Origin of the sequence: Roseibium sp., from assembly GCF_965276855.1 — a bacterium.
GTDB lineage: Bacteria > Pseudomonadota > Alphaproteobacteria > Rhizobiales > Stappiaceae > Roseibium.
In genome coordinates, this window is sequence record NZ_OZ255700.1 from 1,247,583 (window position 1) to 1,271,496 (window position 23,914).

Consider the following 23,914-nt stretch of genomic DNA (forward strand, 5'->3'; position numbering starts at 1 on the left):
TGACGTTCGCCCGAGGCTGCACACAGTTGTCTCAAGCACAGACCACATCACTCAGACCCACTGTTGTGGGCAGCTTGTCAGAGCCTTCTCAATTGCCTCCTACAACCCCGGCAACCAAAGCGCCAGGCCCGGAAACAAGACCAGCAATGCGACAACCAGCAGCGAGCAGCCAATGAATGGGAAAGCCGAGGTGTAAATGTCGCGCATGGTTGTGCCAGGGGGCGCGACCCCCTTCATCACGAACAACAACAGCCCAAAGGGCGGTGTTGTAAAGCTGATTTCCAGCGACAAGAGCATGATGAGGCCAAACCAGATCGGATCGAAACCCAGCGTCAGTGCAAGCGGGAAGAAAATCGGCACTGTCAGCAGCATGATCGAGATCTGCTCCATAAACATGCCAAGGATCAAAAGAACCGCAAACATCACGAGTAGCATCGCGATCGGTGCCAGCTCAAAGGATGTTGCCCAGTTGACCAGCCCGCGGGAGGCCCCCGAAAATGCAAGCAGCTGGCTGAAAGTGGCCGAGCCGAACACAATCAGGTAGGCCATCAGGGTGACCCGTAGCGCGCCGGTGATCGATTTGCGCATGGCCTCCCACGTGAGGCAGCGGAAGACGGCAGCCAGAACGAGAACGCCCAGCGCGCCGAAGGCAGCCGCTTCTGATGGCGTGATGAAACCATTGATCATCAGTGTAATTATGATCACCATTACGCCCACCATCGGTACTACCTCGCGCACCAGGAGCGAGAGTTTGGCACCGAGGGACATCGGTTCCACATCATAGGCTGGCGCAGCGGACGGATCGAGTTTCGTCTGAAGCCAAATGGTGGCGATGTAGAATCCTGCCAGGATGAGTCCCGGAATGACCCCTGCAATCAGCAAGGCGCCAACATCGATCTGCGCAAGCGTTGCCAAAAGAACGGCAAGAGCAGATGGCGGGATGATAATGGCCAAACCACCGGTCCCAAGGATCGGACCAATGCTCATATGGGTCTTGTAACCGCGACGGTTCATCTCGGGGACCATGAGCGAGCCAAGAAGCGCGGTCGATCCCATGGATGAGCCAGAGAGAGTGGAGAACGCGGTGCCGCCCATCACCGTGACATAGCTGAGGCGCCCAGGAAGCCGGCCGAGTAACTTGTCGATGGCCGTGAACATACGGTTGCCGAGACCCGTGTGAAAGAAGATCTCCCCCATCAACAAGAATAATGGGATGGGGACCAGGGCGAACTTCGTCATCGACCCAAGGCCATTGTTGAGCAGCTGGCCAATGCCCCGCTCCCCGCCCATGAAGATCCAGGCGCCCACGATGTTCGCCGCAAGAAACGCCAAGGCGACCGGCATCCCGATCGCCATGAGGGCCACGATCACACCCAGCAAAAGGGCGAGCGCCTCATACCATTCCATTATTCGTGTATCCCTGCTTCGCCGGTATGGAGGGTGTCCGGCCCGGCGACAAAGCGCGAAAACTCTATTGCCATCAGCCCGAAGCTGACGGGAAAGGAGATCGTGAGAAGCCAGCGCGGGTAATAATAGGCACGCGTGTCATAATCGCCGCGCTCGATATTTTTCAAAAAAAGCTCTACGCCTTGCCACGCCAGAATAAGACAGACCAGCACACAGGCGAGCGCAACACTCCGGCTCACAACGTTCCGGACGGCTGGTGGCAAGATCGACGTAATGAGCTCGATATGCACATGCCCTTTTTCGCGCACCAGCCATGGTGCCCCCAGCATGGTCATATAGAGAAGTCCGTATTCGGCTGACGTAAACAGCCAGGCAAACGGCTGCATACCCAAGTTTCGCATGAGCACAGAGCCGACCACCGATACCATAAGCCACACAAGCGTTGCCCCGGCTGCAATCGCCATTGCATCGATCAAGGCGTTGTAGGCTTTCTTGAGTGTTGTCATGAAGGCCGCCTGTTCCAGCAAAAAGGAGGGCCCGCGATTCCCGCGAGCCCGTGTTTCAAGTGCTTATTTTGCAGCGTCGAAATCGTAGAACAATTCGATCAAGCGGTCGTAATTGTCGGTACCGCCCGGCTGTTCTGCCATCAGGCCCTTCATGCGCTCCCACGTCTTTTCGCGGGCTGCTGCGAGGTAGTTGGCCTTCGCTTCACCTTCCAAAGAGACAGAGATCATGCCGGCAGCATCAAGCGCTGCAAAGTCCTCATCCCGCTTCTTGCGCAGAGCCTCAACACTGTCCTTCTCATGCTGGATGGCGACGTCCTGCAGGATCTTCTTGGATTCATCAGACAGGGAATCCCATTTCTCCAGGTTCACGATCACGCCAAGGTCCGTGGAGAAGAAGCAGGGCTCGATGCGGTAGTTCAGGAACTCGTTCCATTTCAGATCGATCAGACCAATCTGGGTCCAGCCGGTTGCATCAACAACACCTCGCTGCAGGGCAGCATAGACTTCACCGGTCGGCAGATCGATGACCTGTGCGCCGAGGTAGTTGGAGAAAAACGCGTTGTAGACGTTGTTGCCGCGCAGTTTCAGGCCTTCCACCTCAAGATTGCCGTTGGCATCGAAGGTCGGCTCGTCGCGGGTCCAGAGATTGTAGCAGACGCCACTGTCAAACCAGCCAAGGTATTTCAGGCCCATTTTTTCCTGGTGGATCTGATCAATCAGCTCCGTACCACCGTTCTGACGGGTCTCAACGGCGGTCAGGTTGGAGCCAACCATCGCGTCTTTTTCCGGCAGTGCGCCGCCATAAAAGGAGCCTGGCGTGTAAACCATGTCGACAATGCCGTCACGCACGGCATCCGGCTGCTGGAACATGCCAATGGCTTCCGGCCCGCCGCGCACATCAATCTGGATCACGCCCTTTCCAGCTTCGTTGACCTTGTCGACGAAGGACAGGAAGCTTTTGGTGTAGATCAGCGTTTCCGGGAACGCATGAACTGCGGAAATCCTGTCTTCCGCATACGCGGTCGCTGTGAACAGTGATGCACTGGCAACCAGGCCAGCTACGAGGATATTTTTCATAGTCTCACTCCACTTTGCGGGACGTCCCTCTGTTGGTCCCTATGTTTTCAAGGCTGGCCCCTCAGCTATTGGCTCCCATTCACTTGAGAGTTCTGGTCTTCCGCGTTGGGCCAAACCCAGGAAGAAGTTGTTCTGCGATCTTGCTTGTGTTTCTCGATCGCGAGTTCGTGCTGCAGTGTCAGATCGATGTCGTCCCACCCGTTGATCAGCTTTGTTCGCCAGCTGTTGTCGAGCGAGAACGGGACTTCGGATCCACCGACGATGATGTGTCCGTGCTCCAGGTGAATGTGTGCCGAACCACCGCCTTCGTTGAGTTCGCCCGTCAGGCGCTCAAGATCGGCTTCGGAAACGAGCGCCGGCAGCAGACCGTTGTTGACCGCATTGCTCGCAAAGATGTCGCCGAAGCTCGGTGCCACCACGGCCTTAAAACCCGCATCCACCAAAGCGTAGACCGCGGCTTCGCGCGAAGAGCCGCTGCCGAAATTCCGGCCCGCGATCAAGACGCTGGCCTGCGGAAACTGGTTGAGCGGAAAGTCCGGACATTCCGATCCGCCCTCCAGACGCCTAAGATCATGAAGGAGGAACTGTCCATACCCCTCTGACCGTGGCGTCGACATGAACCGGGCCGGAATCAACTGATCCGTATCGATGTTGTGAACCGGCAAAACCACCGCTAGCCCCTGATGTTCCGTCCAGCCAGCCATCAGACTGCCCTCCCCTTCAAGAGAGGGCGAACATCGGTGATGGTGCCGGTCACAGCGGCGGCTGCGACCATTGCCGGTGACATGAGATGCGTGCGGGCACCGGGGCCTTGGCGCCCGCGAAAATTCCGGTTTGTCGACGATGCACAGCGCTTGCCCGGCGCAACGATGTCGCCGTTCATGCCGACACACATCGAACAGCCGGACGCGGACCATTCCAAACCGGCTTCCCGAAAAATCTGGTCCAGACCTTCTTGTTCTGCCTGGTGGCGGACAAGGGCCGAGCCCGGAGAAACCAGTCCGGGCACCTTCGCAGTGCGTCCTGCAAGGACAGCTGCGGCCGCGCGGAGATCTTCGATACGCCCGTTGGTACATGAACCGAGGAACACCTGATCGACCGGCGTGCCTTCGATCGGGCGCCCCGCGGCCAGACCCATATAGTCCAGCGCGTCGCGCGCAGCCTTTTGCTTTTCGTCTGACAAACGGGACGGATCAGGAAGCGTTGCGCTAACCGGCAAGGCTTGCTCAGGGCTCGTGCCCCAAGTGACTGTTGGGGCGATCTCTTCTGCGGCCAAATTTACATCCTTGGCAAAGATCGCATCCTCGTCCGAGCGCAGTTTCTGCCACTTTTTCTGAGCTTCTTCAAAAGCTTCGCCGGTTGGCGCGAAGGGCCGCCCCTTCAGATAGGCAAGGGTAGTGTCATCGGGCGCGACCATGCCAAAGCGGCCGCCACCTTCGATCGAAAGGTTGCAGAGGGTCATCCGCCCTTCCATGGACAGGTCCCGGATCGCGCTTCCGGCATATTCGATCGCGTGTCCCCGTGCGCCGTCGGACCCAAGTTTTGCAATCCAATTGAGCGCAATATCCTTGGCGCTGATGCCCTCGGCCAGTTTTCCGTCGACGACGATGCGCATGGCCGCTGGCTTTTTCTGCCAGACGGTTTGTGTCGCAAGAACATGAGCAACTTCCGTCGCTCCGATGCCAAAGGCGAGTGCACCAAATGCACCGTGGGTCGATGTGTGGCTGTCGCCACAATTGATCAACAAACCTGGCAAGGTCAGGCCCTGCTCCGGTCCCACGACATGCACGATGCCCTGCGCCGGATCCATGAGATCGAACAAACGCAAACCGTGCTGTGTCGCATTCGCGCGCAGTGTTTGAATCATGCGGCGGATCTTGGGATCCGCAATATGTTCTCGGTGGCGCGTTGGCGCATAGTGATCAACAACGGCAAAGGTCAATTCGGGTTCAGCGACGGCCGCACCACGCTCGGCTAGTTTGGCGAACGCATGATGGGACCCTTCATGCACAAGGTGCCGGTCCACCCACAAAAGCGATGTCCCGTCTTCACGGGTCAGCACTTCGTGCGACGACCAAAGCTTATCGAGAAGGGTCGCGGCCGCAGTCATGCACCCTCCTCGTGCGCCTTGCCAATCGCCGGTTCCCAATGACGGGCATTGCCATCCCCAACGCGGGTCAGTGGCATCTCAAGCCGGAACATGTCCGGGCGGTAAAGTCCGGCCAAATACTCCACACCGTTGCCATCAACGTCCTTGACCACGCGGCGCAAGGACAGAAGCGCAGAGCCGACAGCGACTTCGAGAGCGTCGGCAACTTCCGGGCCGGCAAGGGTTGCGGAAACCGACTGATGAGCATCCTTGATCTGGACACCGCCACGCTCCAGCAATTTGAAAAGCGGGGTCGTCGCCAGATCATTTTCTGAATAGTTGCGAGCGATTTCAGCCGGGACATAGGTTGTCAGGTGTGAAAAAGGTGTCTGGTTCGTGCTCCGGACACGGGTTGCGATCTGGACTTGTTCATCGCCCGGCAGCCCGAGAGCGGATGCCACGAAATCCGGCGCAGCATCGTATGAAAAGGACAGAAGGCGCGCCGTTGTGCTTTGACCCATTTCAACAAGTTGCGGCATCAGAGTCGCAAGGTTCATGGCGACCGGTTTGTCCAGTTGACCCGCTGTCGAGACCGTTGTCCCGCTGCCAGCACGCCGGATGATGAGGCCTGAGGCGGCCAACGCATCAAGCGCCCGACGTACTGTCACGCGCGATACGCCAAAGACCTCGGAGAGTTTCTGTTCGCCCGGGAGGGTTTGTCCGTCCTGAAACCTGCCATCGGAAATCTGATCACGGAGAGACAGGTAGACCTGCCGCGCCTTTGCGCCTTCCGGCAACACCGATTTCGCATGCTTGTTCACGTACGCAAGCCTCCGTGGGTAAAGCTCAATGGTATCGCTGGATACCAAAATATCAAGTTGCCGGTCCGATATTTTTTTCATTTTTTGTATTAGAAATTTTTTTAAGCTGTATTATGTGTAATACAAATTGCTGTAGGGAGGCAGTATGCCGATTGTCGAATTGCACGTATTGCAAGGCTACGAGCCGCAAGAAAAATTACGGCTTCATGAGGCTTTGACCGATGCCATACGCCTCGTCGTGCCGGCTCCACCCGAAGCAATTACCGTCCTGATCCACGAATTAAAGGGCGAGGACTACTCCCGCGGCGGCGTTCACCGGAAAGGCGCACCGGCTTTGCCTGACGCGGGCGATCTTGTCCGGGCGTACTTGAGCGCCATGGAGGCGAGGGACCTGGAGCGGGCGCAATCGATGCTCAGCACAGACTTCGTAATGGAGTTCCCGGGCACCGGTCCACTCCGGACGATTGACGAGCTGATCGCTTGGGCAAAGCCTCGCTACCGTTTCGTGAAAAAAACCTATGACGGCTTCGATGTCATGCAAAGCCGCGAAGCGGCCACAGTTGTTTATTGCCGCGGCACCCTTTCCGGCGAATGGCCGGATGGGACCAGTTTTAGCGGCATTCGTTTCATCGATCGGTTCGAAGTCGTCGCCGGCAAAATTGCCCGCCAGGACGTTTGGAACGATATTGCAGAAGTAAAGGCCACCGCATGAGCGAGATCGACCCGATAACCTTGTCGGTTCTAGCCGGCCGCATGGAACAGATTGCGGACGAAATGGACGCAACGCTCTTCCGCGCAGCGTTCAATCCCATTATTGCCGAAGCGCATGATGCCAGCCACGGCCTTTATCACGCGGAAACCGGGGACACGCTGGTCCAAGGGAAATCCGGGCTTCCGATTTTTGTCGGCGTGATGTCCTTTGCGGTCAAGGCCGTGATCGAAAAAGCCGCCGCCGATGGGGATTTGAAAGACGGCGACATCTTCATCTTCAATGACGCACATATCGGCGGCACGCACCTGTCGGACATGCGGCTGGTCCGCCCTTATTTCCGCGATGGCAAACTGTTTTGCTACCTTGCTTCTGTCGGTCACTGGCATGATGTTGGCGGGGCCGTTCCGGGCAACTACAATCCGGCGGCAACGGAAGTCTTTCAGGAAGCGTTTGTCCTGCCCCCGGTGCGTTTGGCGCGTGGTGGCGTGGTCAATCAGGACATCATCGACATTCTCCTGCGCAACACACGCCTGCCCCAATCGGCCATGGGCGATCTCAATGGCCAGCTGGGCGCCCTCGATCTTGGCGTCAAACGCATGGACGAATTGCTCGATGAATATGGCGCAACGACCGTAAGCGGCGCTCTGGACGCCCTCGGACACCGCGCAGAGGCGCTGATGCGCTCCGAATTGACTGACTTACCTGATGGGCGCTGGGAAGCGGAAGACTTTCTCGACAATGACGGCATCACGGATGAGCCGCTGGCAATCCGCGTCGCGCTGGAAATCAAGGGCGATGAACTGACCCTGGATTTCGCCGGTTCCGCGCCGCAATGCGCCGGCCCGGTCAACATTGCGCTGCCGACCACCGTCGCCACTGCGTATGTTGCGATCAAACACATCTTCCCCGCCTTGCCCGCAAACGCCGGCGTGATGCGCCCAATCACGGTCAATGTGCCGGAGGGGTCGTTGTTGTCGGCTGAATTTCCGGCCCCAACCGGTGGCTATACCGAAACCATTCTCCGCATGATCGATGTGATCTTCTCAGCCTTTGCGAAGGCCGCACCAGACCGGGTTGTCGCGAACGCCTATGGCACGATCAACGCCCTGTCGATTGCAGGCAAGAAAAGCGACGGCAAGCCCTGGGTCATGTTCAGCTTTTATGGCGGCGGTCATGGCGGTTCGCTGGAAAGCGACGGCCTGAACCACGGCAATGCGCCAATTTCAACGGCGACCATTCCGCCAATGGAAATTCTCGAGGCCGCCTATCCGGTCATGTTCCGCCAGTGGGCCCTGCGTCCAGACAGCGCCGGTGCAGGAGCTCATCGGGGTGGCATGGGCGCAATCTACGAGATCGAAGTCCTGGAAGAAAATGGGGCGGAGGCCTTCCTTTTCGGAGAACGTGGCCGGTTTGCGCCAAAAGGCATTGCGGATGGACACGACGGAGAGCTCAACCAATTCACCTATGAACAGGACGATGGTTGGAAAACACCTCCGCTTGCCTCAAAAATGCGCGGCATCAAGTTGCGCCAGGGCCAGGCTGTCCGCTTGGAAACACCCGGTGGCGGCGGATACGGCAAGGCAGAAAACCGTCAGCCGGGCGACATCGCCCGTGACGTGGCACGTGGTCTGATCAGCTCAGACGCGGCCGATAAGAATTACGGTACGGCTTGGCGGGAGGTGTCCCAATGAGCGGACGGATGATTGGTGTTGATGTCGGCGGAACGTTCACGGACGTCTTTGTTCTCAATGAAGCCAATGGCACGGCCGCCGTTGCAAAGGTTCCGACGACCCGCCCGGACCAATCCGGTGGTTTCCTGGATGGCATCGGCAAGCAGGTCGATGACTTGTCAACGATTTCAGTGGTTGTTCATGGCACCACGGCTGGAACCAATGCACTTCTTGAGCGCAAAGGCGCACCGACCGGGGTGATCTGCACGGAAGGTCTGCGGGACGTTTTGGAGATGCGCCGCCGAGACCGGCCACGCACTTGGGGACTTCGCGGAGACTTTGAACCGGTTGTCGACCGGCGCAATCGTCTTGAAGTGCCCGAACGAACCCTCGCAGATGGAACCATTCGCACCCCAGTGGATCTTGATGCCGTCCGCGCTGCCGCACAGCAGCTCCAGGCGCAAGGCTGCGAGGCCGTGGCGATCCTGTTTGCTAACTCCTATGCAAATCCAGACAATGAAAAGGCGGCTGTTGCTGCTGTCCGGGAGATCTGGCCGAACGCCCATGTGTCCGCGTCCTCGGAAATCTTGCCCGAAATCCGTGAGTTTGAGCGGTTTTCGACAACGGCGCTGAACGCTTACCTGCAGCCGGAAGTGTCCGGATATCTTGGCCGCCTGGAACAAGCGCTCAAAACCGGCGGGTTCGACGGCGAATTCATGATTGTTCAGTCGAACGGCGGGGTCATGGCCGTTGATACGGCCTGCAAGCTTCCGGTGCGCACAGCGCTCTCCGGACCGGCCGCGGGTGTGATCGCCGCAGGCTACATTGCCTCGTCCGCCGGGTTCGACAATGTCATCACCGGGGATATGGGCGGCACCAGTTTTGATGTGTCCCTGATTTCGGACGGCCAATCGATGTTGTCTCCTCAGACATCAATTGACTTCGGGATGGTGGTCCGCACGCCGATGATCGAAATTACCACGATCGGCGCTGGAGGCGGGTCCATTGCCTGGGTCGACAAGGGTGGTCTTTTGAACATTGGGCCGGAAAGCGCAGGCTCCAACCCTGGTCCCGTTGCCTATGGGCTTGGAAATGATCGGCCGACCGTCACAGATGCAAACGTTGTTCTTGGCCGCATTGATCCGGAGAGCCCCATCGGAGGAAAGCTGGACCGGCTGGACGTCGAAGCGGCCGCCAAGGCGATCGACATTCATGTCGGAGAGCCGCTTGGCCTCGACACGTTACAGGCGGCAGAGGCCATCATGCGGGTTGCCAATTCCCGTATGGCTGGAGCCATTCGCCTGGTCAGCATCGAGCGCGGCTTTGATCCGAAGAACTTTGCCTTCATGCCTTTTGGCGGTGGCGGCGCGCTGCATGCCGGAGCGATGCTTGCAGAGGTCGGCATCGCCAAGGCCATCGTGCCAAGGTATCCAGGCGTCACCTCGGCCATGGGCTGCGTCATTGCGGATATGCGCCAGGACTTCGTTCAGACCATCAACTCGCTGGTTGATGCCCTCGACGAAAATGCGCTGGCGGACCACATGCAAACCCATGTCGACAGCGGTATGGCTCTTCTGGATGCTGCACGCACAACCTTCGAAGCCCGCGACATCAGTTTTGAGCTGGACATGGCCTATATCGGTCAGACGCACACGGTCTCCGTGCCGATTGCCGTGACCGTGCGTGACGGCCAGGTGACAGCTCCGAGCAAGGCAGATATCGAAGCCGCCTTCGATGCAGCTTACAAATCCGCCTTCGGCCGCCTCTTGAACAATGGCGTGCGCCGGATCTTGAACTTGCGCACCGCTGTCACCGGGAAACGTCCGAAATTCGATTTGAAAACGCTTGCCCCTTCAGCTGGCGGAACTGCGGAACCCAAATCGACCCGCAAGGTGCATTTTGGGGATTCCTGGTACAAGACAGCGATCTACGACCGTCTTTCCTTGCCCGCAGGCACGCTTATCAATGGGCCCGCGATCCTGGTCCAGCCGGATACAACCGTTCTGGTTGAGCCCAATTTGCAAGCGCGTGTGGACGCCTTTGGCAACACCATTCTCGAGCCCTTGGAGAGCACGTCATGATTGATCTGAAAACGTGGGATCCAAAGCGAACGGCGATCCTGACCATTGATCTGCAGAACGACTTTCTACATCCCGAGGGAGCGTATGGGCGCGCCGGGCAATCGGCTGACAGCATCGCGGCGTTGCCAGACCGCATTGCGCCATTGGTGAAGGCCTTACGGGCACTTGGAGGACACTACATTTCGGCGCAATTCACACTGGTCCCGAATGCGTCGGGCGAGCCTTTGATTTCACCACATCTGCAAGTCCTGCGGCCCTTCCTCGGCAAAGGTGATTTTGCGCCGGGCAGCTTCGGCCATACGCTGGTCGATGAACTCTTTCCAGCTGATTTTGTCGTTGAAAAGGTAGCCTATTCCGCTTTTTACCAGACACGACTGGAATACATCATGCGCGCTGTTGGCATCGACAGGCTGATCGTTGGCGGGATCGTCACCAATGGAGGTGTCGCATCCACACTACGCGACGCTCATCTGCGCGACATTGAAACCGTGCTTTTGACGGACGGCTCTGCTGCCTTCAAGAACGATGTGCACGAGGCAACCTTGCTGTCTCTGGCGACCGTGACCCATCAGATGGCGTGTGCCGACCTGCTGGACACCATGACAACCGATTGGCCGGAGGTGGCGGCATGAGCCTCAAGAAACGTCTGCAGCAGAACGAGATTGTCATCGCCCCCGGTGTTTATGACGGCCTCACGGCTTCGCTTGCCGAAGCCGCCGGGTTTGAAGCGCTCTATTTGAGCGGTGCTGCGGTTGCCTACACCCGTTTGGGCCGCCCGGACATCGGCCTCTCTTCCTTTACAGAAATGGCGGACACGATGGCGCTGATTGCCGATCGGACCGACCTACCGGTGATTATCGATGCCGATACCGGGTTCGGGAACGCGCTGAACGCTCAAAGAACCATGCGGCTTTATGAGCGCGCCGGGGCAACTGCGCTCCAGGTCGAAGACCAGACCTATCCGAAGCGCTGCGGGCATCTTGCCGACAAATCCCTGATCTCTGCTGCTGAGATGGCTGGGAAGGTTCGGGCCATGGCGGACGCACGAGCCTCAGAGGAAACCCTGATTATTGCCCGGACGGACGCCATTGCGGTGGAGGGATTTCAAGCGGCCATCGACCGAGCTGGAGCCTATCTGGAAGCAGGCGCAGACATTCTCTTCATCGAAGCGCCCCAATCGCGCGAACAACTGACCGAAGTCGCAACTCAATTCTCAGGCCGTGTGCCGCTTCTGGCAAACATGGTGGAAGGCGGCGCAACCCCTATTTCCGGCGCTTCCGATTTGGAAGCTCAAGGCTTTTCCATCGTGATTTTTCCTGGCGGCATCGTGCGAGCCTTGGCCAAGACAGCACAAGACTATTACGCCAGCTTACATGCCAATGGCAGCAACCGACCGTTCAAAGACCGGATGTTCGATTTCGACGGTTTGAATGGCGTGATCGGAACCGTTGATATGCTGGCAAAGGGTTCAAGCTATGACCCAAGTGACCGTTGAGGTTTCACCGGCACCGGCCGCGTATGATCTGGACTGTGAGACCCTGATCATTGGGGCCGGTGCAGCCGGTCTCGTAGCGGCACTTTCCGCTCAAGAGGCCGGCCAATCTGTTCTTGTGGTGGAGGCGGATCCCATCCCGCGCGGATCAACGGCGCTCTCCGCAGGGCTTATACCGGCAGCTGGCACCAGCATTCAAAAGGCAGCGGGTGTTGAGGACACTGCAGACCTTTTTGCACAAGATATTCAGGCTAAGGCAAAGCAGGAAAATGATCCGGCGCTGGTAGACCTCATGACCCGGCAGTCTGGTCCGACCATAGACTGGCTGAGTGAAACACACGGCCTGCCGTTTTCGGTCATAACCAACTTCGATTACCCCGGTCATTCCAGGCACAGAATGCATGGTCTGCCCACCCGGTCCGGCATTGAACTCATCGACAGCCTGCGCTCAACCTGCGAGATCCGAGCCATCGACATCATCTGTGAACGGCGCGCAGTGCAGCTTCATACGGATCAGGGCCGGATTGCCGGTGTGACCGTTCAGCGCCCCGATGGCGGACTGGAGACCCTCGGATGTGAAAAGCTGATCCTGGCCTGCAACGGTTTCGGCGGTAACCGCGATCTTGTTAGCCAGTTCATGCCGGACATAGCCGACGGCCTTTGGTTTGGTCACGACGGCAATCGCGGGGAAGCCATCGTCTGGGGAAAAGACATCGGCGCGGATATGGCGCATCTTGGCGCCTACCAGGGCCACGGCAACGTTGCGCATCCGCACGGGATCCTGATCACATGGGCGGTGATCACAAGCGGCGGCGTTCAGGTGAACCGGGAAGCAGAGCGCTTCTGGGATGAATCTCAAGGTTACTCGGAAGCTGCCCGTGCGGTGCTGGCCCAATCAGGCGGGGAAGCCTTTACGATTTTTGACGGCCAGATTGCGAAGATCGCCCGCCAGTTTGAGGACTTCAAAAATGCTGAAGCGGCGGGCGCGATCAAGGTCAGCGAGACACTTGATGGCCTTGCGGACCAGCTTGGCCTCCCGGCGGGAAATTTGACCGCTACAATCTCAAGCCTGCCAATGAATGAGACAGACGGCTTTGGCCGCAAGTTTGGCGACACACAGCTAGCCCCGCCCTATTTCGGTGTCCGGGTAACGGGCGCCCTGTTTCACACACAGGGCGGCCTGCGAACCGGCGAATATGCACGTGTCCTAAAGACAGACGGAACACCGATACCCAATCTTCATGCTTGCGGCGGCGCAGCGTGCGGCGTTTCGGGCCGCGGTGACAGCGGGTATCTGTCCGGCAACGGACTCTTGAGTGCCGTAGTCCTCGGCCGGCTCGCCGGACAGGCGCCACTCGCTTAAGGCCGGGTTTCGCTATTCAGATACGGGTCGCCCAAGCGGCACTGGCGGAGTCCATCATGCGCTCCATATAGCTGTCGTAAATGCTATTTGGCTGATCCGGCGAACGACATGTACGCCGGACTCGTCAGACACCAGAAATGGATTTGTGACAACCCAGCCGATGATGGAGGCACAGAGACAAACATGCTCGGCTTGACCGGACCGGAAATTGGTCATTTGCTGTTGTCACTGGTCTTTGTTCTCATCGCCTTTGCCGCTTGGCGGAGTGTGAGCAAGGACAAGTAGACACCGAACGGCGGTCAAGATCCGCAGGACCTGTGATCGGACGAGGTTTGCATGAGTCCTTACATCACCAAGACAAGCTGGTCCGGAACCATCCTTTTTTTCCTTGCAAGCTTACTGCTTGGCAGTCCGGAGACCAAAGCCGAAGAACTGTCTGGTCAGCCTGCGAAGACGGTCTTGGAACGCGCGATATCATCCGTCTGTGCTGACACGGCTCCAACCGGTTTTTCAGTTCAAAACGCAGTTCCGCAAAGCTGGCTGCTCAACGAAACGAGTCTCCCAGCCTCCGGCCCGCCGGTCCGGCAAGACATCCGCCTGGTTCTGCCCGGTAGTGATGAGCTGACCGTTGAAATCCGCCTCGCAGGAGGATCTCCCCGCCAAATCAGAGCCACCTACTATCGGAACAAGGATAATGCGCTTCGTCCCAGCCTTCTTGCGATAGCAGATGGCAGCTGCGTGGTGCGATCCGCCCGCAAGATCCGCTTCGAAGATGAGCCGTGGGTTCTTATGGATCAGCTCGAGGGCGACATGGAAACCCTTCGCTGGACTGAGACTCTTCAAGCCCCATGGCCTCATGGCACAGATCCCGGCGGCGCACGGGTGGCTTTTGTTGATTCTGGACTTGCCTATGACCTCCCCCTGTTTCGTGATCGGCTGGCGCGCGACGATGGCGGCGCTCCGATTGGATACGACTTTTGGGATATGGACCCCTGGCCTTATGATGGCGACACCTCCAGGGGTGCGTTTCTCCCGGTGCGCCACGGCACAGCGGTCGCCTCCGTATTCGCCCGCGAAGCCCCAAGTGCGGCTCTGGTACCATTCCGTTATCCGCGCCCGGATATGAGCCGGATGGCCGATATTGTTGCCCGTACACTCGACGACGATATCCGGATCCTTGCGATGCCACTCGGAAGCAATTCAGAGAAAGACTGGACCGACTTCGCGGAAGCGCTCAAAGACCAGAACATCTTGGCCATCGTGTCAGCTGGCAATAATGGCCGCGATATCGATGCACAACCGGTCTATCCCGCGGCGCTCGATCTGGACAACATTCTGACCGTCACCTCGGCAGATGGCTTTGGCAGATTGGCGCCGGGGTCAAACTGGGGCAGAGCCAGCGTCGACCTGATGGTCCCCGCAGAAAACGTTGCGGTGACCGATTTCCGCGGAGCTGCTGGCGTCACATCCGGCTCCAGTTATGCCGTCCCGCGCCTTGCCGCACTTGCTGCCCGGCTTCTGGAAAAAGACCCGGACCTGACCGCCCTGGAGCTTAAAGAGTTGATCACGGCGCGTTCCGTCGCCTCTCCCTTTGAAACGGAGGCACGTGTGGCTGTCGGTTGGATCCCTGATCCGGACAAGGATTGAGTTTTCAGCCTCATTTGTGCGAAGAGGACATTCACAGATCAGGATCTGTAGTTTGTCGTGTTTAAGAATACGATCAGGCTTCTCATTTTTTCGAGCCTACCGCCCTTCGCTCCTTTGAAAATCCAATCGAGTAAATCAGCTTCTCAGAAGAAATTGATCCGAAGTACGATCAATTCTTTTTATTTGATAATGATTTGATCAAGAGCGTCAAAATCGGTGTCAGCAGAGCGGTAATTGCACCGTCCAGCGGGTTCTTTGAAAATGAGACGAGGTTTGCTTTCAGGGCGTAGAGTTCACTTCGCAATTCCTCGAATTCGTCCTGAATATCTTCCGCCTTGGCCTCGAGCTCCTCTAGTCCGGAATCACGCACTTCCCGCGCCAGATCGAGCTCTGGACCGGTGGTCAGCCGGGATCCCCAGACCATAAGAAGAGCTGCGATCAAGAAATCGGCTGTAGCCACACCCAGGGCCGCATAGACCGGTCCCCAAATCTCCTCCAGAGCGAAGAAGCCTGCCACATTGAGCATTCCGAGACCAAAAACAAAGATCAGGCCGGCAAAGGCTGTCGCTCCAATCTTCTTGGCAGCCACACTGAGTTTGGCTTCGATGATGAGCAGTTCCGCGCGCCAGACGATGCGCATCGTCCTTACTATGCTATCCATGGATACCTCCTAACGGCGAAGCAGCGCACCAACAACAATTCCTAAGGCGAAGGCGCCAAGAACCATGGTGACAGGTCGTTCCCGGATTTCGGTCTCAGCGTCATCCACCAGACCAGATAGTTTGTCTGCCAAGTCATCAAGATCGCCTTTGGCGATCGAATTCTCCCAGGCAGAAGCCGCATCCGTCTGCGTGTCACCCGCGTCCGATTCTCCAGACTGCGTTTCAAGCTTCGCCTTGGCAGCCGATGTTCGATCCCGCCGACGCCGGGACCGTCTTCCACCGGCATCAGACTTCAGCTGCAAAATCTCTTTTTGAAGATCACTCGAGGTACCCATGGAGCCAATTCCTTGAGACAGGAGTTCAATGCTAGCTTGTTGCCCTGACATATTAAAGACTTAGCGGAAGAATATTTGCCTTGTCCGGGTGTCGTGTTCGGTCCTAACCTGAAACCGGGAAATCACGGGTGGAGATCGATCCGGATGGAAAACACCACTACAGCACCGGACGGCGCTCCAAGCGAGAAACACCGGTTTCAACTGTTTCTCATCAGTCTGACAGCATTGGCCATAGGTGCCGCGTTCCTGGGTCTGGTCTGGGACTACCTGGTCGCCCTTTTCATGGCCGCCATTTTCAGTGCGATGTCGGCGCCACTTTACCGCTGGCTGTACCGGCACACTGGATCAAAAGCAGGCATTGCCGTCACCCTCACGCTTTTGGTCCTCACCGTCGGCGTTTTGATCCCGCTGATTTCCATCTTTATTCTGGGCGCGGATCAAGCTGCGAGCGTTGCCAAGAGCATCAGCGACTGGGTGGAAACGCTCGACTTGGACGCCATTCAGAACCAGCTGCCAGCTTGGATCCCCTTTAAGGTCGACTTTGCCGAACTCAGCAGGACCGTTGCAACCAAAGTTGGCGAGGCGGCGGGCCAGATCGCAGACTTCTTTGTTGGCGCCCTCTCACAGGCCACCCGCGGGACGGTCGCGTTTTTTCTACATCTCTTCATCATGATCTACGCAATGGTGTTCTTTCTGCCGCAGAACGCCAACATGATCCATCAGCTTCTTGCCCATACCGGGCTCCCGAGCGATGTCCAGAAAACCTTGAGCGATCGTGTGATCTCTATCAGCCGCGCCACGATCAAGGGCACCTTTCTGATCGGCGTTGCGCAAGGATTTCTCGGTGGTCTCGGTTTTTGGGCAGCCGGTCTTCCGGGCGCGGCCTTCTGGGGCTGTGTGATGGCCGTGCTGTCTGTCATACCCGGCATCGGCCCGACGCTTGTCCTCATTCCGGGTGTCATCGTGCTGGCGGTGAACGAGCAGTATGTCGCGGCCATAGGGCTCGCGGCCTGGACCAGCTTGGCTGTGACCACCGTGGACAATCTGCTGCGCCCGCTTCTGGTTGGTCGCGATACCAAGATGCCGGATTTACTGGTTCTGGTCAGCACCTTCGGCGGCCTTGCCAGTTTTGGCGCGGTCGGTCTTGTTATCGGGCCTGTGATCGCCGGCCTTTTCATCACCATCTGGAGCGTTCTGGAAGAGTATCTTCAGGCTGGCGGGTTTGCCGACAAGCCTGCGATTGCAGATCTTGCAGAGGCCCCGCCCGATCGGCCGGAAAAGAGCACCGTGCCGGCTGAAATCCAGGCACTGCGGGCAGAACTTGAAGAGCTCAAACGACAAAAAACCTGAAAACCATTTCTTGAAGTCAGCTGATTGGACCCCGTCAATGTCGAATGCGCTTTCCAGGATCAAGGACCTCAAGGCCCGCATGCAGCAATCCATCATCGGCCAAGAGGGCGTAATTGACCGGTTGATCATTGGACTGCTCGCCAACGGCAACCTGCTTGTGGAAGGCCTGCCGGGACTGGCAAAGACCCGAGCAATCAAGGCGATGGCGAAGAACCTGGAAGCCGATTTCAGCCGCATCCAATTTACGCCCGATCTCCTGCCCTCGGACGTCACCGGCACCGAGGTCTACCATCAGGCAGGAGGTGAAGGCACGTTCCGGTTCGAACAAGGGCCGATCTTCTCCAACATCGTCCTTGCCGACGAGATCAACCGGGCCCCGGCCAAGGTGCAGGCAGCACTTCTGGAGGCCATGGAAGAGCGGCAGGTGACGGTGTCCGGGACGACCCACAAGATGGAACCGCTGTTCATGGTGATGGCGACGCAAAACCCGGTGGAGCAAGAGGGAACCTATCCCCTCCCCGAAGCCCAGATGGACCGGTTTCTGATGCATGTGCTGATCACCTACCCCCCCGTGGAGGACGAGGTGAAGGTGATCGAACTCGTGCGCGGCGAAGAAAAGGCAGCCCTTGAACGCACGAAACCCGAAAGCGGAGATGCGTCCGATCCGGAGACCTCCCAACCCGATCCCATTTCAAAGACGGCCGTTTTTGAGGCCCGCGCCGAGATTGCCGGCATTCATGTTTCCGATGCGATTGCCCGGTACATGGCAGACCTTGTTCAGGCAACCCGGACACCCGGCGCCTACACGGAAGATCTTGAGCGCTGGATCGAGATCGGCGCCAGTCCGCGTGCCTCCATTGCGCTCGACAAATGCGGGCGGACCCATGCCTGGTTGTCGGGCCGAGACTATGTGGATCCACTGGATGTCCAGGCCATCGTGCATGATGTCTTCCGCCATCGGCTCACCTTGAGCTTTGAAGCGGAAGGCGACGGCCGCACACCGGACCAAGTGGTCGACGAAATCGTCAGGAACGTCGCGTTGACGTAACCCCGGAAGCCTTGCGGAGACAGACATGCAGGATCGCGCCGCCAGACAACGAACCGGCCTCAAGGACCGCAACACGGTGCCGGACGGCGAAGTGGATCCGCGCGTTCATGTCACCCTTCCCCAACTGCGCTCTTTGGAGGGCAAGGCGCGGTCCTTAAGGTTCTTGCCAAGACAACCGGCCGCAAGCGTTTTGAATGGCCGCCATGCTTCCCGGCTCCGCGGACGCGGACTGAATTTTGAGGAACTGCGGGGCTATCTGCCCGGAGATGATCCACGGACCATCGACTGGAAAGTCACCGCGCGAACCGGGGAACCGCATATCCGGGTCTACAGCGAAGAGCGTGACCGCCCGGTCCTTCTGGTGGTCGATCAGCGCATGTCCATGTTCTTCGGGACACAGCATGCCATGAAGTCGGTGACTGCTGCGGAGGCTGCGGCCCTTGCCGCGTTCCGCATTCTCGATCAGGGCGACCGGGTCGGCGGCATCATCTTTGGCGATGACTATGCAGCTGACCTGAAGCCCAAGGCCGGCCGGGCCGCGCGCGACCGGTTCTTGATGGCACTGGTGCGGGCCAATCAGTCACTGTCTGCCCGAGCGCCAACGACCGAAACGCCGATGGGGCTGAATGTGCCCTTGTCGAAGGTCGTTCAGATCGCCCGGCGGGATCACCTCATCCTGATCATCTCCGATTTTGACGGCATTGACGAGCGGACGGAAAGCATCATTCGCAACCTCGCCCACAAAAACGACGTTGTGCTGTGTCCGGTCACGGATCCGCTATCGCATGAAGTCCCCGACAACATGAAGGTTGTGATTTCGGACGGCACCCTGCAGGTCGAGCTGGATACGAGATCCGGGGAGGTCCGCCAGCGCCTGTCTGATTACACCACAGGCCGTCTTGCAAAGGTTTTCGAGTGGCAAAGGCGCTTTGGTCTGCCCGTTTTGCCGCTGAGCGCCGGAGAAGACACGGTTACGCAAATGCGCCGACTGACCGGACTGTCTCCTCGACAATCGGGAGGCGGGCGATGAACGAAGACTGGAAGGGCCTCAACCTTCCCCAGCTGATCGACCTTTTGGAGCCGGTGCCGCAACCGGACACCGTTTCAATGCTCCCGCAAACCGCAGGCTGGATCTGGCTCGGCCTGTTCGTTTTGATTGGCATCGGCATTGCCGTGTGGCGGGTGGCCCTCTGGCGCAAAAAAACCGCCTACCGCCGCGCAGCCCTCAAGGAGCTGGAGACCTCTTCCGACGACCCGACCCAACTGGCAAGCCTTGTCCGGCGCACAGCCCTGTCCGCCTATCCAAGGGCGGAGATCGCCTCCCTTCACGGTCGAGACTGGCTCTCCTTCCTGGACAGCACTTATGACGGAAGCGCGTTTTTAAACGGTCCCGGCCAATGCCTGGCCGACGGCCCCTACCGGAAAGAGATTTCGACCACCGGTGCCAAAGAGGCTGTTCGGATCTGGATCAAGACCCATCGCAAGGAGGCCGCATGATCGAGTTCGGCCATCCCCTCGCCTTCCTGTTGTTGCCGCTGCCGCTGCTGATTTATTTTGCCGTACCGCCGTTCCAGCAACGGGTTTCGGCCCTGCGCTTTCCGTTCTTCAGGCGGCTTGCGGACGTGGTTGGGCAGGGTCCAAAGGAAGGTTCCGTCGTTTTCAGGCGGACACTCTTGCAAAACATCGCGGCTGTGCTCGTCTGGGTGCTTGTGGTCGCGGCCCTGGCACAGCCGGAGCATGTTGGCGAGCCGATCGTTCAGGAAAAGGCGGCGCGCGATGTCATGCTGGCCATCGACATATCCGGCTCGATGGACCAGCGGGACTTCCCGTCGACCGAAGGCGAACGGGTGCAACGGCTGGATGCGGTCAAGCGGGTGGTCGGCGAGTTCATCACCGAGCGCGACGGCGACCGGGTGGCGCTGATCGTGTTCGGTGCGCGGGCGTTCGTGCAAGCGCCCTTCACCGAAGATCTGAACTCGGTCCGCGCGTTGCTGGACCAGACAGAAGTCGGCATGGCCGGACCGCATACGGTGCTTGGAGACGCCATAGGTCTTGCCATCAAGACCTTTCAGGCGAGCGACATCGAGGACCGGCTGCTGATTGTGCTCAGTGACGGGGCGGATACGGGCAGCCGCATGACACCTGTCAATGCGGCCGCCATCGCAGCCCGTGACGACATAGAAATCATCACCATCGGCGTTGGGGATCCGGACGGGACCGGGGATCAACGGCTCGATGAACGCACCTTGACCGAAATTGCGCGCGCATCAGGCGGCAGCTACTTCTTTGCTGGAGACGAAGCGGCGCTGGGCGATATCTACGCACGCATTGATGCGCAAAAACCGAGGGAGGTCAAAACCACCACCTACCGGCCGCGAGAACAACTCGGCTACATCTTGCTTGCGCTTGCCGCGCTGATCGGCCTCCTGGCGCTGACCGTCCTCCACGTCTCCAGCTTGCGGAGGACACCCGCATGACCCTCGACCATCTGGGGACCGCCCTTTCAGCCTTTCATTTCATCCGTCCCTGGGGACTGCTGCTGTTGCCTCTGACCGGCCTTTTGTGGTGGCGGGTCCGCTCACGGGCAATGCGCGGTGCTGATCTTCCGGAGACGATTGCGCCGCATCTGGCCGCCGCGCTGACCGTCGGGGCAAAGGACAAGAAGCGTTTCCAGCCCATCGATGGCGTCGCCTTGCTGCTTGCCCTGCTGGTTCTGGGGGCTTCCGGTCCGACATGGTCGCGCATTCCCAACCCGCTTGTGGCAGACATCGCACCGCTTTCGGTGGTTCTCAAGGTCACTCCGTCAATGGAGAACACGGATGTTCCGCCAAACCGGCTGGAGCGGGCCAAACAGAAGACCCGGGATCTGCTGGCCGAGCGAGCCGGGGCCAAAACCGCATTGATTGCTTATGCCGGCACCGCGCATCAGGTTGTTCCGCCCACCGAAGACCCGGATGTCCTAATCCCCTTTCTGGAGGGCCTTGACCCCAGCGTCATGCCCCGCGAAGGTGAAGCGTCGCGAGCAGCACTTCAATTAGCTGAAGGTGTTCTGGAGGCCCAGGACACGCCGGGTTCAATTCTGTTTCTGGCGGATGGGGTCACCGACGCGGATGCGCCTGCCTTTGCCGAGCATGTCCAGAACGGCGGCGCGCCGGTACTGTTCTGGTTCTTCGGCCGGGACGACACCGCACGATCAAGGATCAACGCCCTTCCCGGTGTGACTGTCATCGACGTCACGCCGGACAAGAGCGACGTTACCAGCGTCATGCGCACCATCGATACAGCCTATCAGGCCGCTCTGGCACAGGACGAACGGCAGGACTGGAAGGATGAAGGCTGGATCTTTGCCTGGCCGGCAGCGTTTCTTCTGCTGTTCTGGTTCCGGCGCGGATGGACGATGCACTGGGCCGTTTTGGCTCTGGGACTTGGCATGTCGTTCGGGGCACCGGACGCCCGGGCGGAGGGGTGGCGGGACTGGTTCCTGACACCTGATCAGCAGGGCCAACTGGCCTTCAACAACAAGGAATTTTCAAAAGCGGCGGACCTTTTTGAAGATCCGGTGTGGAAGGCCTATGCGCTGTATCGTTCCGGACGGTATGAGGAGGCTGCCGAACTCTACAGCTGGCAGGAAAGCGCTGATGCGGCCATGGGAGAAGGTCTGTCCCTCATCAAGTCCCGGTCCTACAGACCGGCGATTGCCGCCTTCGAAAAGGCGGTGGCGCGGGACCCCGGCAATGAGGCCGCACAGCAAAATCTGGACCTCTCCCGCTACATTCTGAACTATATCGAAACCGCCCGTGAACAGTCCGATACCGGAGAGGAAGCCGGGATCGGTGCCGATGAGACGATCTATGACAACGAGACCGAACGCGGCGCGGACAGCGAGCAAACAGCTGCCCAGGCGACGGATGCCATGCCGGAGACGGCAGAACAATGGATGCGCACGGTCGATACACGGACCGGAGATTTTCTCAAGACGCGTTTTGCTCTTGAAGCTGCAAGGAGCCCGAAATGATCCGGCGGCTCCTCCTTTTGCTGGTCATCTGCATGGCCAGCCCGGTATGGGCGCAAACGGCAGCGGAACCGATCCTCAAGACATCGCTGGAAGAAGACAGCGCGATCCCAGGTCAGCCGCTGATCTACCGGGTAACTGTTCTTGCCCCCACCTGGATGCCGAAACCGCCGGTTTTTCCGAGCTTTGAGGTGCCCAATGTCCTCGTACGCCTTCCCTCCCGGGCAAGCCAGCCGGCGAGCGAGCGCATTGATGGGGAAACCTGGTCAGGGGTGAGCCGCGCCTACAGGCTCTATCCGATGGTGCCTGGCACGATCCGGATCCCGGCCGGCACCATAAAGGTTACCTACGCGGACCCTCAAACCCGGGACCCGATCGAGACGGAGCTTACGACCAACGCCTTTGACATTCACGGTGTGGTGCCGTCCGGTGCGGAAGATCTTCAACCGTTCCTGGCGGCTCAATCCCTGGATCTGAAGCGCACCGTCGAAGGGGATCCTGCAAACCTCAAGGCGGGTGATGCCTTGATCGTAAAAACGACCGTCACCGTCCGCGGCGTTCCGCCGATGTTCGTTCCGCCTGTCACGCCGGACCTCAGTCTTCCGGGATTGTCCTTTTACGCGCAATCACCTGGGCTAGAGGAAAGCGAAAACCGGGGACTTGTGTCGGGAACACGCACTGAAACGGTCACCATAGTTGCCGAAAACGCGGGCACCTATCAGATACCGCAAGTTACTCTGTCCTGGTACGATCTGGAGAAGAAGGCCGTCGAGAGCGCCACCGTGCCCGCACTCGATCTCGCTGTTTCCGGAGCGTCACGGCCCCAAGCACAAAGTGAAGCCCCGACTGATTGGCGAACGCTGGCTGCCGGTGCCGGTGCCTTGGCTGTTTTGGGGGCAGTGTTCTTTTTCGCCGTCCGCCGCTATGGGCCACGCGTGTTGGCGGCCTTTTCCAACCTCCAGAAACGATTAAAAGCTTCAGAATGGTATGCCTTCCGGCAATTCCAGAAAGCTCTGCGTACCCGCGATTACAGCCAAGCCATGCAGACCGCACTGATCTGGCGTGACAAGATCGACCCCAAGGGACAAGCGCGCGGCTGGACTTCGTTTGGCGTTTCGATTTCCCAATTGGGGATCGCCAAATACGGGCATCGTTCACGACCGGACAACAACTCTGGACGAACCGCTTGGGATGTTGTCCGCCGTCGCGCTACAGATATTCGCCGGGAACTCAAATCCGAGAAACGAAAAGATGTTTCGGACCTGCCACCCCTCAATCCTGCAATAAGAGAGTCTTTCAACAAAATGCCGGATGTCTGACCCGCATGTGCGTAACCTTTGACCATGGAGTGAGACCCAGCGGTCAAACCGGGATACGGTCGCACCAAAGACCGACAAATGGCGGCCAAATGAAGTTGCGCGATTTGCCGAACGAAACTGCGCGCTACAAAACGCCAAAAGTATCGCACCCAAAAAGAACGTGGGCGTACGATCCAAAAACATTCAAATTCCGATAGAAAGAGTGGTGCCCAGAGGCGGAATCGAACCACCGACACGCGGATTTTCAATCCGCTGCTCTACCAACTGAGCTATCTGGGCGTGCTTTGATGTGGCGGGAGGGGTGACCCGTCCGCCGAAAGCCC

General features: G+C 58.7%; 22 protein-coding genes and 1 tRNA gene. 14 read left to right on the forward strand and 9 right to left on the reverse strand.

Annotated features, from left to right (window positions below):
* Window positions 1-99 precede the first annotated feature (99 nt).
* The 6 genes from ACQY4Z_RS05745 to ACQY4Z_RS05770 form a co-directional block, all read right to left on the reverse strand.
* Complete coding sequence (locus ACQY4Z_RS05745; protein WP_428527477.1) at window positions 100-1,407, reverse strand: TRAP transporter large permease; 1,308 nt, start codon at window positions 1,405-1,407, stop codon at window positions 100-102.
* Window positions 1,407-1,913, reverse strand: coding sequence for a TRAP transporter small permease (locus tag ACQY4Z_RS05750; protein WP_428527479.1), 507 nt, complete (start codon window positions 1,911-1,913; stop codon window positions 1,407-1,409). Before ACQY4Z_RS05750 ends, ACQY4Z_RS05745 begins: the two co-directional genes overlap by 1 nt.
* Window positions 1,914-1,976: 63 nt before the next feature.
* Window positions 1,977-2,990, reverse strand: coding sequence for a TRAP transporter substrate-binding protein DctP (gene dctP / locus ACQY4Z_RS05755; RefSeq protein WP_428527481.1), 1,014 nt, complete (start codon window positions 2,988-2,990; stop codon window positions 1,977-1,979).
* 65 nt (window positions 2,991-3,055) lie between these two features.
* Window positions 3,056-3,694: a 3-isopropylmalate dehydratase small subunit gene (gene leuD, locus ACQY4Z_RS05760; protein WP_428527483.1), complete on the reverse strand. Its 639-nt coding sequence runs from the start codon at window positions 3,692-3,694 to the stop codon at window positions 3,056-3,058.
* On the reverse strand, window positions 3,694-5,100 hold the full coding sequence (leuC, locus tag ACQY4Z_RS05765; RefSeq protein WP_428527485.1) for a 3-isopropylmalate dehydratase large subunit: 1,407 nt from the start codon (window positions 5,098-5,100) through the stop codon (window positions 3,694-3,696). Before leuC ends, leuD begins: the two co-directional genes overlap by 1 nt.
* Entirely contained in the window at window positions 5,097-5,900 is an 804-nt protein-coding gene (locus ACQY4Z_RS05770) for a GntR family transcriptional regulator (RefSeq protein ID WP_420339249.1), read from the reverse strand. Before ACQY4Z_RS05770 ends, leuC begins: the two co-directional genes overlap by 4 nt.
* A gap of 145 nt (window positions 5,901-6,045) precedes the next feature.
* Between ACQY4Z_RS05770 and ACQY4Z_RS05775 the strand changes: the two genes are divergently transcribed.
* The 7 genes from ACQY4Z_RS05775 (at window position 6,046) to ACQY4Z_RS05805 (ending at window position 14,865) form a co-directional block, all read left to right on the forward strand.
* Complete coding sequence (locus ACQY4Z_RS05775; RefSeq protein WP_428527487.1) at window positions 6,046-6,612, forward strand: nuclear transport factor 2 family protein; 567 nt, start codon at window positions 6,046-6,048, stop codon at window positions 6,610-6,612.
* On the forward strand, window positions 6,609-8,303 hold the full coding sequence (locus ACQY4Z_RS05780) for a hydantoinase B/oxoprolinase family protein (RefSeq protein WP_428527489.1): 1,695 nt from the start codon (window positions 6,609-6,611) through the stop codon (window positions 8,301-8,303). Before ACQY4Z_RS05775 ends, ACQY4Z_RS05780 begins: the two co-directional genes overlap by 4 nt.
* Entirely contained in the window at window positions 8,300-10,363 is a 2,064-nt protein-coding gene (locus ACQY4Z_RS05785) for a hydantoinase/oxoprolinase family protein (protein WP_428527491.1), read from the forward strand. Before ACQY4Z_RS05780 ends, ACQY4Z_RS05785 begins: the two co-directional genes overlap by 4 nt.
* The gene (locus ACQY4Z_RS05790) at window positions 10,360-10,995 is read left to right on the forward strand and encodes a cysteine hydrolase family protein (RefSeq protein WP_428527493.1); all 636 of its coding nucleotides are present in this window, start codon (window positions 10,360-10,362) and stop codon (window positions 10,993-10,995) included. The genes ACQY4Z_RS05785 and ACQY4Z_RS05790 overlap by 4 nt, the downstream gene beginning before the upstream one ends.
* A complete protein-coding gene (locus ACQY4Z_RS05795; RefSeq protein ID WP_428527495.1) occupies window positions 10,992-11,858 on the forward strand; it encodes an isocitrate lyase/PEP mutase family protein in 867 nt (288 codons plus the stop codon). The genes ACQY4Z_RS05790 and ACQY4Z_RS05795 overlap by 4 nt, the downstream gene beginning before the upstream one ends.
* Window positions 11,839-13,218: an FAD-dependent oxidoreductase gene (locus tag ACQY4Z_RS05800; protein WP_428527497.1), complete on the forward strand. Its 1,380-nt coding sequence runs from the start codon at window positions 11,839-11,841 to the stop codon at window positions 13,216-13,218. Before ACQY4Z_RS05795 ends, ACQY4Z_RS05800 begins: the two co-directional genes overlap by 20 nt.
* Before the next feature lie 336 nt (window positions 13,219-13,554).
* Window positions 13,555-14,865 (forward strand): S8 family serine peptidase, encoded by a 1,311-nt coding sequence (locus tag ACQY4Z_RS05805; RefSeq protein WP_428527499.1) that lies wholly within the window; start codon window positions 13,555-13,557, stop codon window positions 14,863-14,865.
* A gap of 169 nt (window positions 14,866-15,034) precedes the next feature.
* Here the strand turns inward: ACQY4Z_RS05805 and ACQY4Z_RS05810 are convergent, their stop codons facing one another.
* Together ACQY4Z_RS05810 and ACQY4Z_RS05815 are read right to left on the reverse strand one after the other, a co-directional pair.
* Window positions 15,035-15,526 (reverse strand): phage holin family protein, encoded by a 492-nt coding sequence (locus ACQY4Z_RS05810; protein WP_428527501.1) that lies wholly within the window; start codon window positions 15,524-15,526, stop codon window positions 15,035-15,037.
* 9 nt (window positions 15,527-15,535) lie between these two features.
* Entirely contained in the window at window positions 15,536-15,862 is a 327-nt protein-coding gene (locus ACQY4Z_RS05815) for a hypothetical protein (protein ID WP_428527503.1), read from the reverse strand.
* Window positions 15,863-16,006: 144 nt separating this feature from the next.
* Here ACQY4Z_RS05815 and ACQY4Z_RS05820 point away from each other — a divergent pair, with 144 nt between their 5' ends.
* Genes ACQY4Z_RS05820 through ACQY4Z_RS05850 form a run of 7 tightly spaced genes read left to right on the forward strand, consistent with a single transcriptional unit; the run spans window position 16,007 to window position 23,591 of the window.
* Window positions 16,007-17,212: an AI-2E family transporter gene (locus ACQY4Z_RS05820; RefSeq protein ID WP_428527505.1), complete on the forward strand. Its 1,206-nt coding sequence runs from the start codon at window positions 16,007-16,009 to the stop codon at window positions 17,210-17,212.
* 37 nt (window positions 17,213-17,249) lie between these two features.
* The gene (locus ACQY4Z_RS05825; protein ID WP_428527507.1) at window positions 17,250-18,260 is read left to right on the forward strand and encodes an AAA family ATPase; all 1,011 of its coding nucleotides are present in this window, start codon (window positions 17,250-17,252) and stop codon (window positions 18,258-18,260) included.
* A 25-nt stretch (window positions 18,261-18,285) separates the two neighbouring features.
* Entirely contained in the window at window positions 18,286-19,290 is a 1,005-nt protein-coding gene (locus ACQY4Z_RS05830; protein WP_428527509.1) for a DUF58 domain-containing protein, read from the forward strand.
* The gene (locus ACQY4Z_RS05835; RefSeq protein ID WP_428527511.1) at window positions 19,287-19,757 is read left to right on the forward strand and encodes a DUF4381 domain-containing protein; all 471 of its coding nucleotides are present in this window, start codon (window positions 19,287-19,289) and stop codon (window positions 19,755-19,757) included. The genes ACQY4Z_RS05830 and ACQY4Z_RS05835 overlap by 4 nt, the downstream gene beginning before the upstream one ends.
* Window positions 19,754-20,737: a VWA domain-containing protein gene (locus tag ACQY4Z_RS05840; protein WP_428527513.1), complete on the forward strand. Its 984-nt coding sequence runs from the start codon at window positions 19,754-19,756 to the stop codon at window positions 20,735-20,737. The genes ACQY4Z_RS05835 and ACQY4Z_RS05840 overlap by 4 nt, the downstream gene beginning before the upstream one ends.
* Window positions 20,734-22,275: a VWA domain-containing protein gene (locus ACQY4Z_RS05845; RefSeq protein WP_428527515.1), complete on the forward strand. Its 1,542-nt coding sequence runs from the start codon at window positions 20,734-20,736 to the stop codon at window positions 22,273-22,275. The genes ACQY4Z_RS05840 and ACQY4Z_RS05845 overlap by 4 nt, the downstream gene beginning before the upstream one ends.
* Entirely contained in the window at window positions 22,272-23,591 is a 1,320-nt protein-coding gene (locus ACQY4Z_RS05850) for a BatD family protein (RefSeq protein WP_428527517.1), read from the forward strand. Before ACQY4Z_RS05845 ends, ACQY4Z_RS05850 begins: the two co-directional genes overlap by 4 nt.
* A 203-nt stretch (window positions 23,592-23,794) precedes the next feature.
* On the opposite strand, the gene ACQY4Z_RS05855 is transcribed toward ACQY4Z_RS05850, so the two are convergent.
* Window positions 23,795-23,870: transfer RNA gene (locus tag ACQY4Z_RS05855), tRNA-Phe, on the reverse strand.
* Window positions 23,871-23,914 lie beyond the last annotated feature (44 nt).

Bases quoted from the DNA above. Each gene is read 5' to 3' on its own strand.
- ACQY4Z_RS05745 (WP_428527477.1), bottom strand. From the start codon at position 1,407: ATGGAATGGTATGAGGCGCTCGCCCTTTTGCTGGGTGTGATCGTGGCC.
- ACQY4Z_RS05750 (WP_428527479.1), bottom strand. From the start codon at position 1,913: ATGACAACACTCAAGAAAGCCTACAACGCCTTGATCGATGCAATGGCG.
- dctP (WP_428527481.1), bottom strand. From the start codon at position 2,990: ATGAAAAATATCCTCGTAGCTGGCCTGGTTGCCAGTGCATCACTGTTC.
- leuD (WP_428527483.1), bottom strand. From the start codon at position 3,694: ATGGCTGGCTGGACGGAACATCAGGGGCTAGCGGTGGTTTTGCCGGTT.
- leuC (WP_428527485.1), bottom strand. From the start codon at position 5,100: ATGACTGCGGCCGCGACCCTTCTCGATAAGCTTTGGTCGTCGCACGAA.
- ACQY4Z_RS05775 (WP_428527487.1), top strand. From the start codon at position 6,046: ATGCCGATTGTCGAATTGCACGTATTGCAAGGCTACGAGCCGCAAGAA.
- ACQY4Z_RS05780 (WP_428527489.1), top strand. From the start codon at position 6,609: ATGAGCGAGATCGACCCGATAACCTTGTCGGTTCTAGCCGGCCGCATG.
- ACQY4Z_RS05785 (WP_428527491.1), top strand. From the start codon at position 8,300: ATGAGCGGACGGATGATTGGTGTTGATGTCGGCGGAACGTTCACGGAC.
- ACQY4Z_RS05790 (WP_428527493.1), top strand. From the start codon at position 10,360: ATGATTGATCTGAAAACGTGGGATCCAAAGCGAACGGCGATCCTGACC.
- ACQY4Z_RS05795 (WP_428527495.1), top strand. From the start codon at position 10,992: ATGAGCCTCAAGAAACGTCTGCAGCAGAACGAGATTGTCATCGCCCCC.
- ACQY4Z_RS05800 (WP_428527497.1), top strand. From the start codon at position 11,839: ATGACCCAAGTGACCGTTGAGGTTTCACCGGCACCGGCCGCGTATGAT.
- ACQY4Z_RS05805 (WP_428527499.1), top strand. From the start codon at position 13,555: ATGAGTCCTTACATCACCAAGACAAGCTGGTCCGGAACCATCCTTTTT.
- ACQY4Z_RS05810 (WP_428527501.1), bottom strand. From the start codon at position 15,526: ATGGATAGCATAGTAAGGACGATGCGCATCGTCTGGCGCGCGGAACTG.
- ACQY4Z_RS05815 (WP_428527503.1), bottom strand. From the start codon at position 15,862: ATGGGTACCTCGAGTGATCTTCAAAAAGAGATTTTGCAGCTGAAGTCT.
- ACQY4Z_RS05820 (WP_428527505.1), top strand. From the start codon at position 16,007: ATGGAAAACACCACTACAGCACCGGACGGCGCTCCAAGCGAGAAACAC.
- ACQY4Z_RS05825 (WP_428527507.1), top strand. From the start codon at position 17,250: ATGTCGAATGCGCTTTCCAGGATCAAGGACCTCAAGGCCCGCATGCAG.
- ACQY4Z_RS05830 (WP_428527509.1), top strand. From the start codon at position 18,286: ATGCAGGATCGCGCCGCCAGACAACGAACCGGCCTCAAGGACCGCAAC.
- ACQY4Z_RS05835 (WP_428527511.1), top strand. From the start codon at position 19,287: ATGAACGAAGACTGGAAGGGCCTCAACCTTCCCCAGCTGATCGACCTT.
- ACQY4Z_RS05840 (WP_428527513.1), top strand. From the start codon at position 19,754: ATGATCGAGTTCGGCCATCCCCTCGCCTTCCTGTTGTTGCCGCTGCCG.
- ACQY4Z_RS05845 (WP_428527515.1), top strand. From the start codon at position 20,734: ATGACCCTCGACCATCTGGGGACCGCCCTTTCAGCCTTTCATTTCATC.
- ACQY4Z_RS05850 (WP_428527517.1), top strand. From the start codon at position 22,272: ATGATCCGGCGGCTCCTCCTTTTGCTGGTCATCTGCATGGCCAGCCCG.